Genomic DNA, 13,446 nt, shown 5'->3' with positions numbered 1-13,446 from the left:
CTTCCTCAGTCCGTGGGAGTCTCGGCCAACAGTTTGATCGCCGCAGCACCAACCTTGCGCACCGCATCCTCAATCTGCGGCGTCGGCTTGGCAGCGTAGTTCATGCGCAGGCAATTGCGGTATTTGCCCGAGGCGGAAAAAATGCTGCCGACGGCAATCTGTACGCCTTGATCGTGCAACGCACGATTCAGTTTCAGGGTGTCGAAGCCCTCCGGCAGCTCAACCCAAAGCATGAAGCTGCCCTGGGGGCGACTGGCGCGGGTGCCGGCAGGAAAATAACGGCTGACCCAATCGATCATTACGTCGCGATTGCGCTGGTATTGGGTGCGCATCCGCCGCAAATGCGGTTCGAAGTGCCCTGCCTTGAGAAATTCGGCAATCGCGATCTGCGGTTGCGGCGCCGTAGAGCCGGTGCTGATGTATTTCATGTGCAGCACCCGTTCCAGATACCGTCCCGGCGCCACCCAACCGATACGCAGCCCTGGCGCCAGGGTCTTGGAAAAGGAACTGCACAGCAGGACGCGACCGTCTTCATCGAAGGATTTTATCGTGCGTGGGCGCGGGTAGGTGTAGGCCAGTTCGCCATACACATCGTCCTCTATGATCGCCACGTCGAAGCGCTGTGCGAGTGTCAACAACGCGCGTTTGCGCGACTCCGGCATGATGTAGCCCAAAGGGTTGTTGCAGTTGGGCGTTAACTGTATGGCCTTGATCGGCCATTGCTCCAAGGCCAGTTCCAGCGCATCGAGGCTGATGCCGGTGATCGGGTCGGTGGGGATTTCCAGGGCTTTCATGCCCAGGCCCTTGAGGGTCTGCATGGCGCCGTGAAAGCTCGGCGAATCCACCGCGACAATGTCGCCGGGTTCGCAGATGGACCGGATGCTGGTGGAGAGCGCTTCGTGGCAACCGGTGGTCACCACCAAGACTGCGGCGCTCAACTGGCAACCGGAATCGAGCATCAGGCGGGCGATCTGTTCGCGCAGTTCGAGGTTGCCATGGATGTTGTCGTAATACAGGCCGGGCATGTCCTGGCGCCGACTGATCTGCGCCAGCCCGCGCAGCAGCGGCTTCATGGTTGGCGAGGTGATGTCCGGCATGCCGCGGCCCAGCTGCACCACGTCTTTGCGTGGCACTGCGTGGATCAATTCCAGCACCTGATCCCACTGGGAAATGTCCACCGGGCGTTGAGCCGGACGGCCAACGGCGGGCAGTTCTGGCAGCTCACGGCTGACTGGCACGAAGTACCCGGATTTCGGTTTCGGGGTCGCCAGCCCGCTGTCTTCCAACACCCGATAAGCCTGCTGCACGGTGCTCAGGCTGACCCCGTGTTCGACACTCAGCGCCCGCACCGACGGCAGCCGGTCGCCGGGGCGATAGAAGCCTTGTTCGATACGCGTGCCGAGCAATTCGGCGAGATTGACGTAAAGGGTCATGGCGCAGCCTCGGTGCAGGTGATTCGGTTGACCAGTACAGATGGGGCAGAAATACAGGATTCAGAGCTTTAAACAGTCAATCTGTATGGAAATAATACAGTTGCTTTGATTCTGTAATGCTTTTCGTCGTCCGCGCATCATGAAAGCTCTGGCTACCCAAGTAAACAGGAGCAATCAAAATGAACGGATTGAGCGATGTGCGGCTCACGTTACACAGTCAGGAACTGGCGGCAGCGCAAAACAACGGCGCACGCGAGGCGGTCATGCGCAACGCACCGTCCGGCCTGAGTCGCTGGGGTCTGTTCTGGCATCGTCTGCACACGCGCAAGGCGTTGCTTGGGCTGACACCGGAACAGCTCAGGGATGTCGGATTAAGTCGGGAGCAGGCGCGGGAGGAGGGCTTGAAGCCGTTCTGGCGTCTGTGAGATGAAATGCGATCCCTTGTAGCAACTGCGGAAGGTTCGGGCCGCGTTCGGACGTCCGACTGCGCAGCAGTCGTAAATCAGGCGCCGTGGTTTGCCTGAAAGAGCGCGGTTGCAGCATTTGCGACGGCTTCGCCGCCGAACGCTGCCTCCCGGTGCTCGTCAGCTGCTACAAGGGCGGACATGTCGCTGAATCAGGTTCAGACCCACTCTTTAAGCCGATGCCAAAGCATCCCCAATGCCAGCAACGGCGAGCGCAAATGCTTACCACCCGGGAAGGTGATATGCGGCACCTTGGCAAACAGATCAAAGCCTCCACTGTGCTGACCGCTAATAGCCTCAGCCAACAGTTTGCCCGCGAGGTGTGTGGCATTCACGCCATGACCGGAATAAGCCTGGGCGTAATAGACATTCGGCTGATCCTTTAGCCGCCCGATCTGCGGCAGGCGATTGGCGCCGATGCCGATCATCCCGCCCCATTGAAAATCGATCTTCACGCCGGCCAGTTGCGGGAAAACTTCCAGCATCTTCGGCTGCATGTACGCGGCGATGTCCTTCGGGTCGCGACCTGAATAATGACAGGCGCCGCCAAACAGCAAGCGTCGGTCCGCCGAGAGTCGGTAGTAATCCAGCGCTACCCGTTGATCGCAGACCGCCATATTCTGCGGCAGTAGCGAGTAAGCCAGCTCTTCACTCAAGGGTTCGGTGGCGATGATGTAGCTGCCGGCGGGCAGCACTTTACCGCTGAGTTCGGGACTGAGTTCATTGAGGTAGGCGTTGCAGCCCAGCACCAGCGTCTTGGCGCGAACCGAGCCCTGGGCGGTATGGACCTTGACCTCGGGGCCATAATCGATGCGGGTGACCGCCGATTGTTCGAACAGCTTCACCCCCAACTGCTGTGCGGCGGCCGCTTCGCCCAGCGCCAGGTTCAGCGGATGCAGATGCCCCGAGCCCATGTCGATCAAACCGCCGACGTAGCGGTCGGACCCCACTACGGAGTGCATTTCGTTGGCTTGCAGTAGACGGGTTTCGTAACGGTAACCGAGGCTGCGCAGCGCTTCGGCGTCTTCGGCAAAGCCTTCGAGGTCACGGGGCTTGTTGGCCAGGTCGCAGTAGCCCCAAGTCAGGTCGCAAGCGATCTGAAAACGCTCGACCCGCTGTCGGACGATTTCCACCGCTTCCAGGCCCATGAGTTTCATCTGACGCACGCCGTCCGCACCGATCACGTTAGCGAACTGATCGAGGCCATGGCCGACGCCACGAATCAATTGCCCGCCGTTGCGTCCGCTGGCGCCCCAACCGATTTTGTGGGCTTCGAGCAGGATCACGCTGAGGCCGCGGTCGGCCAGTTCGAGCGCCGTGTTCAACCCGGAGAACCCGCCACCGACGACGCACACGTCAGCCACCAGATCGCCTGTGAGCACCGGATGATCGGGCTGCGGCAGGCTGCTGGCGGCGTAATAAGAGGCAATGTGCTGGTGGTTCGGGGCAGGTTGCTGAGCACGGGCATTCATGTGCGTGTTCCTGATTCTTGTGTTTAGAAAATTTGACGGAGCATAAGCCGGACCTTCGGACACGGGCAACACTGGTCGGTCGATCGGTGCTGTCTGGATCGGGGCTTTTCCGTCAGAATCGCGCTCTATTCCGCTTTTGGTCACCGCTTCGATGAGCTGCAACAGTCAGAAAATTCGCACGCTACGGCAGCAGATTCCCTCGTTCGAGTGCGTGCCCGGCTGCCATGACTGCTGTGGGCCGGTGACCACCTCACCGGAAGAAATGTCTCGCCTGCCGCGCAAGACCCGGGTCGAGCAGGACGCCGCGATGGATGAACTCAATTGCGTCCACTTGGGGCCCAACGGCTGCACCGTGTATGACGAGCGGCCGCTGATCTGTCGGCTGTTCGGCACTACCAAGACCTTGCCATGCCCCAATGGACGCGGGCCGGTGGAGCTGATTCATCCGCGGGTCGAGAAGCAAATTCACGAGTACATGGCCAGCACTCGGCAAGTCCTCGTTTGATCGTGGGCTCAATCCGGAATCGGCAGATTCAGGCTTTCTTTCACCTCTTCCATCACGATGTAGCTCTTTGATTCGCGCACATGCGGCAGCTTGAGCAGGATGTCGCCCAGCAGTTTGCGGTACGAGGCCATCTCGGAAATCCGCGCCTTCACCAGATAGTCGAAATCCCCTGACACCAGGTGGCACTCCAGCACGTGGGGAAGCTTCAGGACCGCGCGTCGGAACTCTTCGAAAGTATCACCGGATTTGTAGTCGAGGCTGATCTCGACGAACACCAGAAGACTGCCCTTGAGGTGCTGCGGATTGAGCCGGGCGTTGTAGCCCATGATGATTCCTTCGCGCTCCAGACGCCGGACCCGCTCGGTACACGGCGTGGTCGAGAGCCCGACCTTTTCCCCCAGCTCGGTGAAGGAGATGCGCCCGTCCGCTTGCAGGATCCGCAAGATGTTGCGGTCGATCTTGTCCAGCTCACGTTTCGTTTGAGTGTTGGTACGCATAGGGGATGCGCCTCCGTGAAAAGGGATTTTGCCGAGAATTCTCGCCAAATATAGGCACTTATATAGTGAAAAGCACTGCCTAATCTTTTTTACACTGCACACATCAATGCTCGACAACTACGAACGTCAGCGGCAAGCCGCGATGAGGGATATGAAAATGCGCGTTATGGTCTTGGGTAGCGGCGTCATCGGTACCGCCAGTGCTTATTATCTGGCTCGAGCCGGGTTTGAAGTGGTGGTCGTGGACCGTCAGCCCGCCCCTGCCATGGAGACCAGTTTCGCCAACGCCGGCCAGGTATCGCCGGGTTATGCCTCACCATGGGCCGCGCCGGGTGTTCCGCTCAAGGCCATCAAGTGGCTGTTGCAGCGCCACGCCCCGCTGGCGATCAAGGCCACCGCCGACATCGACCAGTACCTGTGGATGGCGCAAATGCTGCGCAACTGCACTGCCAACCGTTATGCGGTGAACAAGGAGCGCATGGTCCGGCTGTCCGAGTACAGCCGTGACTGCCTCGACGAATTGCGCGCCGAAACCGGCATTGCCTACGAAGGCCGCAGCCTCGGTACTACACAACTGTTCCGCACCCAGGCTCAACTCGACGGCGCCTGGAAAGACATCGCCGTGCTGAAAGAATCCGGTGTGCCGTTCGAACTGCTCGACCGCGCTGGCATTGCTCGCGTTGAGCCGGCGCTGGCCAGCGTCACCGACATCCTCGCCGGTGCCCTGCGCCTGCCGAACGACCAGACCGGCGATTGCCAGATGTTCACCACCCGCCTGGCCGAAATGGCCGTGAAACTCGGTGTGGAATTCCGCTTCGACCAGGACATTCAGCGCCTCGACTACGCCGGTGATCGCATCAACGGCGTATGGATCGACGGCAAGCTGGAAACCGCTGACCGCTATGTGTTGGCGCTGGGCAGCTATTCGCCGCAGTTGCTAAAGCCGTTGGGCATCAGGGCTCCGGTGTATCCGCTCAAGGGTTACTCCCTGACCGTGCCGATCACCAACCCGGCGATGGCCCCGACTTCGACTATCCTCGATGAGACCTACAAGGTCGCGATCACCCGCTTTGACAATCGCATTCGCGTCGGCGGCATGGCTGAAATAGCCGGTTTTGACCTGTCGCTGAACCCGCGTCGGCGCGAAACCCTGGAGATGATCGTCAACGATCTTTATCCTCAGGGCGGCGATCTGGCCCAGGCAAGTTTCTGGACCGGTCTGCGTCCGACCACCCCGGACGGCACGCCGATCGTGGGTGCTACGCCGTTCAGCAATCTGTTTTTGAACACGGGTCACGGTACGCTTGGTTGGACCATGGCGTGCGGTTCCGGTCGCTTGCTGGCTGATCTGATGGCGAAGAAAACGCCGCAAATCAGTGCCGAAGGCCTCGATATTTCCCGTTACGGCAAAAAAATTCAGGAGTCAGCAAAACATGTCAATCCAGCGCCAGCTCACCAATGAGCGCATGAGCCAGATCGTAGTCCACAGCGGGACCGTGTATCTGGCAGGGCAGGTCGGCGACGATATGAACGCCGGGATTGAACAGCAGACCCGTGAAACGCTTGCCAACATCGAGCGTCTGCTGGATCTGGCCGGGACCGACAAGAGCCGCCTGCTGTCGGTGACGATTTACTTGAAAGACATTGATGCGCACTTCGAAGGCATGAATGCGGTCTGGGACAAGTGGCTGCCAAAAGGCGTCGCACCGGCCCGTGCCACGGTTGAATCGAAGTTGTGTGAACCGGAAATCCTGGTTGAGCTGTCAGTTGTCGCGGCTCTGCCATAACTGCACTGACATAAGTGTTCAGAAAGATCCCTCTCCCGGTGCTACTCGCGGTTCACGCTGTCAGCCAGCGCCGGTTTTTCCTCCTCAATGACCGACCAGAAGTCTGCCGCCATGCGTCCTGCCCGTGCCCTGATCGACCTTCAAGCCCTGCGTCACAACTACCAAATCGCCCGTGAAGTCACGGGGGCCAAGGCCCTCGCGGTGATCAAGGCCGATGCCTATGGCCATGGCGCGGTGCGTTGCGCCCAGGCACTGGAAGCCTGCGCGGACGGATTTGCCGTGGCTTGTATTGAAGAGGCCCTGGCGCTGCGAGCCGCGGGCATTCGTGCGCCGGTGTTGTTGCTGGAAGGTTTTTTCGAGGCCGATGAGCTGTCGCTGATCGTTGAGCATGACTTCTGGTGCGTGGTGCATTCGCTGTGGCAGCTCGAAGCCATCGAGAACGCTGCACTGAGCAAGCCGATCACGGTCTGGCTCAAGCTCGATTCGGGCATGCATCGGGTTGGCTTGCATCCAAAGGATTATCAGGCGGCCTATCAACGGCTGCTGGCCAGTGGCAAGGTTGCGAAGATTGTTCTGATGAGCCACTTTGCCCGGGCCGATGAGCTGCACAGTCAGGCCAGTGCAGAACAGGTCGCCGTGTTCGAAGCCGCGCGTCAGGGCTTGTCGGCCGAGGTCAGCCTGCGCAACTCGCCAGCAGTGCTCGGTTGGCCGCAGATTCCCAGTGATTGGGTTCGCCCGGGCATCATGCTCTACGGCGCTACGCCATTCGAAGAAGCCAATGCCGTGGCGTCGCGCCTGCAACCGGTGATGACCCTCGAATCGAAAGTGATTTGCGTGCGTGAACTGCCGGCCGGCGAGCCGATCGGTTACGGCGCCCAATTCATCACCCAGAAACCGATGCGCGTGGGCGTGGTAGCCATGGGTTACGCCGACGGCTACCCACGTCAGGCACCGACCGGTACGCCAGTGATGGTTGCCGGACAGCGCAGCCAGTTGATTGGCAGAGTGTCGATGGACATGCTCTGTATCGACCTGACCGATGCGCCGCAAGCCGGTCTCGGTTCGACCGTCGAGTTGTGGGGCAAAAATATCCTCGCCAGTGACGTGGCTGCGGCCGCGGGCACGATTCCTTACCAGATCTTCTGCAACCTGCGCCGGGTGTCAATGCTCTATTCCGGGGCTTGACGCAAAGCGCGCCGACCGAAAGTCGCTTCGCCAAACAGGATTCAGGTCCAAGTGTTGTAAATACTGAACGCTGTCGCCATGATAACGCTCAATATTCCAACAACCTGAATCTTGGAGGCGCAAGCTTGGACGTCGGTGAACGACTGCAATCCATCCGTAAGCTCAAAGGACTTTCCCAGCGTGAACTCGCCAAACGCGCGGGCGTCACCAACAGCACCATTTCGATGATCGAGAAGAACAGCGTCAGCCCCTCGATCAGTTCGCTGAGGAAGGTGCTGGGCGGGATTCCCATGTCCATGGTCGAGTTCTTTTCCGAAGAGATCCTGCAGGAAAAACCGACTCAGATCGTCTACAAAGCCAACGAGCTGATTGATATTTCCGATGGCGCAGTGACCATGAAACTGGTCGGCAGGGCTCATCCGAGCCGGGCCATCGCGTTCCTCAACGAAATCTACCCGCCAGGCGCCGACACCGGTGACGAGATGCTCACCCATGAGGGCGAGGAAACCGGGATTTTGCTCGAAGGTCGACTTGAACTGGTGGTAGGGCTCGAAACTTTTGTGCTCGAAGCCGGCGACAGCTACTACTTTGAAAGTACTAAACCGCACCGTTTCCGTAATCCGTTCGATGCGCCGGCGCGACTAATCAGCGCAGCTACTCCAGCAAATTTCTAAAAAAAGAGGCGTCCCGCCAGCATTGCGCAGGTGCCCGAGTTGTTTTTTCGCCACGCATAAGACCCCTTCGACTTTGGGGTTGTTTCAGTGTGGCGGGCTTACCGTTATACTTGCGCCCGCCTGCGAACCGTGGCCGTGGGCGTGACTAGCCACCATTGAGGGTGAACGCGTGAATCTAATTATGAAAATGCTGGCCGTACCAGCAACCGTATTGGCCCTATGGGCAGTCAGCGCACAAGCTGCGACCAACGACGATATTGCTAAACGCCTTGAGCCAGTCGGCCAGGTTTGCGTTCAGGGTAAAGAGTGCAAGGGGATGGAAGTCGCTGCTTCGGCGGGCGGTGGTGATGCCAAAACCCCTGATTCCGTGATTGCAAAACATTGTAACGCTTGCCACGGCACCGGCCTGTTGGGCGCGCCGAAAGTCGGTGATGCGACAGCCTGGGGCGACCGCGCCAAGAAACAAGGCGGCCTTGACGGCTTGCTGGCGAAGGCGATCTCCGGCGTCAACGCGATGCCGCCTAAAGGTACCTGCGCCGACTGCTCTGATGCAGATCTCAAGGGCGCCATCCAGAAGATGTCCGGCTTGAAATAAGCCTCCATCTTCAGCGAAAAAGCCGCTTGCGAGCGGCTTTTTTGTGCCCGCGATTTGCGCCTGGGACTATTCTTTGCAGCAAAGGCCCGGCAAGCTCGGTCCAACCCCAGTTCACGGAATGTAAGGGAGGATCAGATGGTTCAGCTGTGTTCTATCGAGCAAGCGGTCGATGACGTCTTGGCACGGTTGCCAGTGCATATCCACATGGGCCTGCCCCTCGGTCTGGGCAAACCCAACCACTTCGTCAACGCGCTGTTCCAACGCATTGCGCAGTTGCCCGAACGGCAGCTGACGATCTACACCGCCCTGTGCCTGGGCCGTCCCGCCTTGGGCGACGGTTTGCAAAAGCGTTTTCTCGAACCCTTTATCGAACGGGTTTTCGGCGATTATCCGGAACTGGACTTCCTTGCAGAGCTGCATCGCGACAGCCTGCCGTCCAACATCCATGTTCAGCAATTCTTCATGCAGCCCGGCAGCCTGCTCCACAGCGCACAGGCCCAGCAGGATTACGTCAGCAGCAATTACAGCCACGCCGCTCGAGACATCAACGCCGCCGGGTTGAACCTGGTGGCGCAATTGGTGGCCAGCCACAGCGAACATCTCGATCGCCTGAGCCTGAGCTGCAACCCGGACATCACCCTCGACCTGTTCCCCATGATCGCCAAGCGTCGGGCGGCGGGGGAGACGATCTTGTTGGTGGGCCAGGTGCACAACGATTTGCCGTACATGCCCGGCGATGCCGAAATTGGTATCGACACGTTCGACCTGCTGATCGACGAGAAGGACAGCACCACGCTGTTCTCCACGCCGAACATGCCGGTGGGTTTCCAGGATCACTTCATCGGACTGTACGCCAGCACGCTAGTACGCGACGGCGGCACTTTGCAGATCGGCATCGGCGCCATGGGCGACGCGCTGACCGCTGCGTTGCTGGCGCGGCAGGCCGACAATGACGGTTACAAGGCGTTGCTGGCGGACGTGAATCTCAGTCAGTGGGCGCAACTCATCGACCACGAAGGCGGCGTCGAACCCTTCGCCAAAGGCCTTTACGGTTGCAGCGAAATGTTCGTCAACGGTTTGCTGGTGCTGGCCGACGCCGGGATTGTGCGGCGCAAGGTCTATCCCGATGTGCCGACCCAGCAACAGGCCAATGCCGGCACGCTGGATGAAGCCGCGCAGACTGACGGCATCTCGGTGCATGGCGGGTTTTTCCTCGGGCCGCGCAGTTTCTATGAGCGCCTGCGCGAGCTGCCGCAAAGCAAGCGGCTCGAATTCAACATGACCCGCATCAGCTACATCAACGAGCTCTACGGTCAGGAAGAACTCAAACGCTTGCAACGCCTCGATGCGCGCTTCATCAACACCGTGTTCACCATGACCTTGCTGGGTGCAGGCGTGGCTGATCAGCTCGAAGACGGGCGAGTGCTCAGCGGTGTCGGCGGGCAATACAACTTCGTCGCCCAGGGCCATGCGCTGGAAGGGGCGCGTTCGGTGTTGCTCCTGCGCAGCTGGCGCGAGTCGGGCGGTGAGGTGAGTTCGAACATCGTCTGGGAGTACGGCCATTGCACGATCCCGCGGCATTTGCGGGACATCGTGGTCACCGAGTACGGCATCGCCGATCTGCGGGGCAAGACCGATGCGGCAGTGATCGAGGCGTTGCTGAACATCAGCGATTCACGTTTCCAGCCGGGGTTGATCGAGCAGGCGCAGAACGTTGGTAAATTGCCGAAGAACTTCCGCATTGATCCACGGTTCGCCAATAACAGCCCGCAGCGTTTGCAGGCGATTCAGGCGCTGCATCCGAATTTGTTTCCGGAGTATCCGTTGGGCTGTGATTTCACCGCTGAAGAGCGGGACCTGTTGCGGGCGCTGAACTGGCTGAAGAGCAAGTTCAAACTCACGGAGATTCTGGAACTGGGCAAGGCTGCACTGGATGCGCCGCAGGCGTCGGAGTTTCCCGTGCATCTGGAACGGATGCAGCTGACCAACCCGGAAGGGCTGAAAGAGGATTTGTTTCAGCGGCTGCTGCTCACGGGCCTGAAAGCCACCACGCAAACCTGATCGTGACTGATCGTTCCCACGCTCTGCGTGGGAATACAGCCCGGGACGCTCCGCGTCCCATTCGAAAGCTGGAACGCGGAGCGTCCCTTGAGGCATTCCCACGCGGAGCGTGGGAACGATCATCAGCGAGGGTTATTCGATGAAGGTTACAACGCCGCCGGCAAGGGATTGAACCCGAGCCAACGATTCAACACGATAACCCTGAGCATCCAGCTCCGCACGGCCGCCCTGGAAGGATTTCTCAATCACGATACCCAAACCCGCCACGGTCGCGCCGGCCTGTTTGATGATCGAGATCAGCGCTTGCGACGCCTTACCGTTGGCCAAAAAGTCATCGATGATCAGCACGCGATCGCTGCTGGTCAGGTGGCGGGGAGAGATCGCCACGGTGCTTTCGGTCTGCTTGGTGAACGAGTAAACGGTCGCCGACAGCAGGTTTTCGGTCAGGGTCAGGGACTGATGCTTGCGCGCAAAAATCACCGGCACGCCGAGGTTCAGACCGGTCATGATCGCCGGGGCAATGCCCGAGGCTTCGATGGTGACGATCTTGGTGATGCCCGAATCCTTGAACAGCGTGGCGAATTCGTCGCCGATCAGCTTCATCAGGGCCGGGTCGATCTGGTGGTTCAGAAAGGCGTCGACTTTCAGGACCTGGTCGGAAAGCACGATGCCTTCTTCGCGAATTTTCTTGTGCAGTGCTTCCATGAAGCTTTCCTCTACTGGCGCCTTGTGCGCCGAAGGTTCGGTTAAAAAGCAGTCGATTCTAGCGCTTTAACATCGCGCGTATATCCGCCAATGCGGTATTACCGCGAACAGCTTTGACTTCAACCGGTGTGTCGTCGTTGCCTTCCCAGGCCAGGTCGTCCGGCGGCAATTCATCGAGGAAGCGGCTCGGCGCACAATCGATGATCTCGCCATATTGCTTACGCTTGGCAGCAAAGGTGAAGGCCAGTGTCTGACGCGCTCGGGTAATTCCGACGTAGGCCAGCCGGCGTTCTTCTTCGATGGTGTCGGCTTCGATACTGGAGCGGTGCGGGAGGATTTCCTCTTCCATGCCCATGATGAACACGTAAGGAAATTCCAGACCCTTGGAGGCGTGCAGGGTCATCATCTGCACACCTTCGGCGCCGTCCTCCTCTTCCTGCTGACGTTCCAGCATGTCGCGCAGGACGAGTTTGCCGATGGCGTCTTCGACGGTCATCTCGCCTTCTTCGTCTTTTTCGAGGGTATTCTTCAACGCCTCGATCAGGAACCAGACGTTACCCATGCGGTAATCGGCGGCCTTGTCGCTGGAGCTGTTGGTGCGCAGCCAGTTCTCGTAGTCGATGTCCATGACCATGCTGCGCAGCGCCGAAATCGGGTCTTCGCCGGTGCACTGCTCGCGGACCTTGTCCATGAAACGCTTGAAGCGCGACAGGCGATCAGTGAAGCGCGCATCCAGATGTTCGCCCAGACCGATTTCGTCGGTGGCGGCGTACATCGAGATTTTTCGCCCGGTGGCGTAGTTGCCAAGCTTTTCCAGTGTGGTCGAACCGATCTCCCGGCGTGGGACGTTGATCACCCGCAGGAAGGCGTTGTCGTCGTCCGGGTTCACGATCAGGCGGAAGTAGGCCATCAGGTCTTTTACTTCCTGACGTCCGAAAAAGCTGTTGCCACCGGACAGGCGATACGGAATCTGGTGATGTTGCAGCTTCAGCTCGATCAGCTTGGCCTGGTAGTTACCGCGATACAGAATCGCAAAATCGCTGTACGGCCGATCCGTGCGCAGGTGCAGGGTCAGCAATTCCACGGCCACGCGCTCGGCTTCGGCGTCTTCGTTGCGGCAGCGGATCACGCGGATCTCGTCGCCGTGGCCCATCTCGCTCCACAACTGCTTCTCGAATTCGTGCGGGTTGTTCGAGATCAGCACGTTGGCGCACCGCAGGATGCGACTCGTGGAGCGATAGTTTTGCTCCAGCATCACCACTTTCAGGGACGGGTAATCGTCCTTGAGCAACATCAGGTTTTCCGGCCGCGCGCCGCGCCAGGCATAAATCGACTGGTCGTCGTCACCGACCACGGTGAACTGGTTGCGCGTGCCGATCAGCAACTTCACCAGCAAATATTGGCTGGCGTTGGTGTCCTGATACTCGTCCACCAGCAGGTAGCGGACTTTGTTCTGCCATTTTTCGAGGATGTCGGGGTGTTCCTGGAACAGCTTCACCGGCTGCAGGATCAGGTCGTCGAAGTCCACCGCGTTGAACGCCTTGAGCGTGCGCTGATAGTGGGTGTAGACGATGGCGGCGGTCTGTTCCTTGGGATTGCGTGCGTTTTCCAGGGCTTCGGGCGGCAGGATCAGGTCGTTTTTCCATGAGCCGATCATGTTCTTGATCTCGTCGACGCCGTCGTCGCCCGAGTATTCCTTCTGCATGATGTCGGTCATCAGGGCTTTGACATCGGTTTCGTCGAAGATCGAGAAACCCGGTTTGTAGCCCAGTCGCACATGTTCCTTGCGGATGATGTTCAGGCCCAGGTTGTGGAAGGTGCAGACCGTCAGGCCGCGACCCTCGCCGCCCTTGAGCAGGGTGCCGACCCGCTCCTTCATCTCGCGCGCGGCCTTGTTGGTAAAGGTCATGGCGACGATGTACTGGGCGCGGATGCCGCAGTTCTGGATCAGATGCGCAATTTTGCGGGTGATCACGCTGGTCTTGCCGGAGCCTGCGCCGGCGAGCACCAAAAGAGGGCCGCCGACGTAGCTCACGGCTTCTTGCTGCCGGGGATTGAGTCGGGACAT

13 protein-coding genes are annotated in these 13,446 nt (G+C 59.5%); 8 read left to right on the top strand and 5 right to left on the bottom strand.

What is annotated here, in order from left to right; genetic code table 11:
* Positions 1-5 precede the first annotated feature (5 nt).
* Positions 6-1,433, bottom strand: coding sequence for an aminotransferase-like domain-containing protein (locus ACYZT3_RS00065; RefSeq protein ID WP_282376205.1), 1,428 nt, complete (start codon positions 1,431-1,433; stop codon positions 6-8).
* A 179-nt stretch (positions 1,434-1,612) separates the two neighbouring features.
* Between ACYZT3_RS00065 and ACYZT3_RS00060 the strand changes: the two genes are divergently transcribed.
* A complete protein-coding gene (locus ACYZT3_RS00060; RefSeq protein ID WP_282376203.1) occupies positions 1,613-1,858 on the top strand; it encodes a DUF1127 domain-containing protein in 246 nt (81 codons plus the stop codon).
* A gap of 197 nt (positions 1,859-2,055) precedes the next feature.
* Here the strand turns inward: ACYZT3_RS00060 and ACYZT3_RS00055 are convergent, their stop codons facing one another.
* The gene (locus tag ACYZT3_RS00055; protein ID WP_462031248.1) at positions 2,056-3,369 is read right to left on the bottom strand and encodes an NAD(P)/FAD-dependent oxidoreductase; all 1,314 of its coding nucleotides are present in this window, start codon (positions 3,367-3,369) and stop codon (positions 2,056-2,058) included.
* A 151-nt stretch (positions 3,370-3,520) separates the two neighbouring features.
* On the opposite strand from ACYZT3_RS00055, the gene ACYZT3_RS00050 reads away from it, so the two are divergent.
* On the top strand, positions 3,521-3,874 hold the full coding sequence (locus tag ACYZT3_RS00050; RefSeq protein WP_282376199.1) for a YkgJ family cysteine cluster protein: 354 nt from the start codon (positions 3,521-3,523) through the stop codon (positions 3,872-3,874).
* Positions 3,875-3,882: 8 nt separating this feature from the next.
* Here ACYZT3_RS00050 and ACYZT3_RS00045 read toward each other — a convergent pair whose 3' ends face one another.
* A complete protein-coding gene (locus tag ACYZT3_RS00045) occupies positions 3,883-4,371 on the bottom strand; it encodes an Lrp/AsnC ligand binding domain-containing protein (RefSeq protein WP_003206849.1) in 489 nt (162 codons plus the stop codon).
* Between the two features lie 157 nt (positions 4,372-4,528).
* Here ACYZT3_RS00045 and dadA point away from each other — a divergent pair, with 157 nt between their 5' ends.
* The 6 genes from dadA (at position 4,529) to ACYZT3_RS00015 (ending at position 10,673) form a co-directional block, all read left to right on the top strand.
* Positions 4,529-5,833 carry a D-amino acid dehydrogenase gene (gene dadA / locus ACYZT3_RS00040; protein ID WP_282376197.1) on the top strand — a complete coding sequence of 435 codons (1,305 nt, stop codon included), beginning with the start codon at positions 4,529-4,531 and terminating at the stop codon, positions 5,831-5,833.
* The gene (locus tag ACYZT3_RS00035; RefSeq protein ID WP_008150191.1) at positions 5,805-6,158 is read left to right on the top strand and encodes a RidA family protein; all 354 of its coding nucleotides are present in this window, start codon (positions 5,805-5,807) and stop codon (positions 6,156-6,158) included. Before dadA ends, ACYZT3_RS00035 begins: the two co-directional genes overlap by 29 nt.
* Before the next feature lie 111 nt (positions 6,159-6,269).
* On the top strand, positions 6,270-7,343 hold the full coding sequence (gene alr, locus ACYZT3_RS00030) for an alanine racemase (RefSeq protein WP_282376196.1): 1,074 nt from the start codon (positions 6,270-6,272) through the stop codon (positions 7,341-7,343).
* A gap of 125 nt (positions 7,344-7,468) precedes the next feature.
* Positions 7,469-8,017: a cupin domain-containing protein gene (locus ACYZT3_RS00025; RefSeq protein WP_008150195.1), complete on the top strand. Its 549-nt coding sequence runs from the start codon at positions 7,469-7,471 to the stop codon at positions 8,015-8,017.
* A 169-nt stretch (positions 8,018-8,186) separates the two neighbouring features.
* Positions 8,187-8,612 (top strand): c-type cytochrome, encoded by a 426-nt coding sequence (locus ACYZT3_RS00020; RefSeq protein ID WP_348775346.1) that lies wholly within the window; start codon positions 8,187-8,189, stop codon positions 8,610-8,612.
* 135 nt (positions 8,613-8,747) lie between these two features.
* Positions 8,748-10,673, top strand: a complete 1,926-nt coding sequence (locus ACYZT3_RS00015; protein WP_462031247.1) for an acetyl-CoA hydrolase/transferase C-terminal domain-containing protein — start codon at positions 8,748-8,750, stop codon at positions 10,671-10,673.
* 132 nt (positions 10,674-10,805) lie between these two features.
* Here the strand turns inward: ACYZT3_RS00015 and ACYZT3_RS00010 are convergent, their stop codons facing one another.
* Together ACYZT3_RS00010 and rep are read right to left on the bottom strand one after the other, a co-directional pair.
* Positions 10,806-11,378: a xanthine phosphoribosyltransferase gene (locus tag ACYZT3_RS00010; RefSeq protein ID WP_020799401.1), complete on the bottom strand. Its 573-nt coding sequence runs from the start codon at positions 11,376-11,378 to the stop codon at positions 10,806-10,808.
* 58 nt (positions 11,379-11,436) lie between these two features.
* Positions 11,437-13,446, bottom strand: a complete 2,010-nt coding sequence (gene rep / locus ACYZT3_RS00005) for a DNA helicase Rep (RefSeq protein ID WP_282376194.1) — start codon at positions 13,444-13,446, stop codon at positions 11,437-11,439.

The sequence above is a fragment of the Pseudomonas sp. MDT1-16 genome (assembly GCF_054898115.1).
The sequence above is the reverse complement of the archived record's forward strand: the minus strand, read 5'-3'. Positions and strand labels throughout refer to the sequence as shown.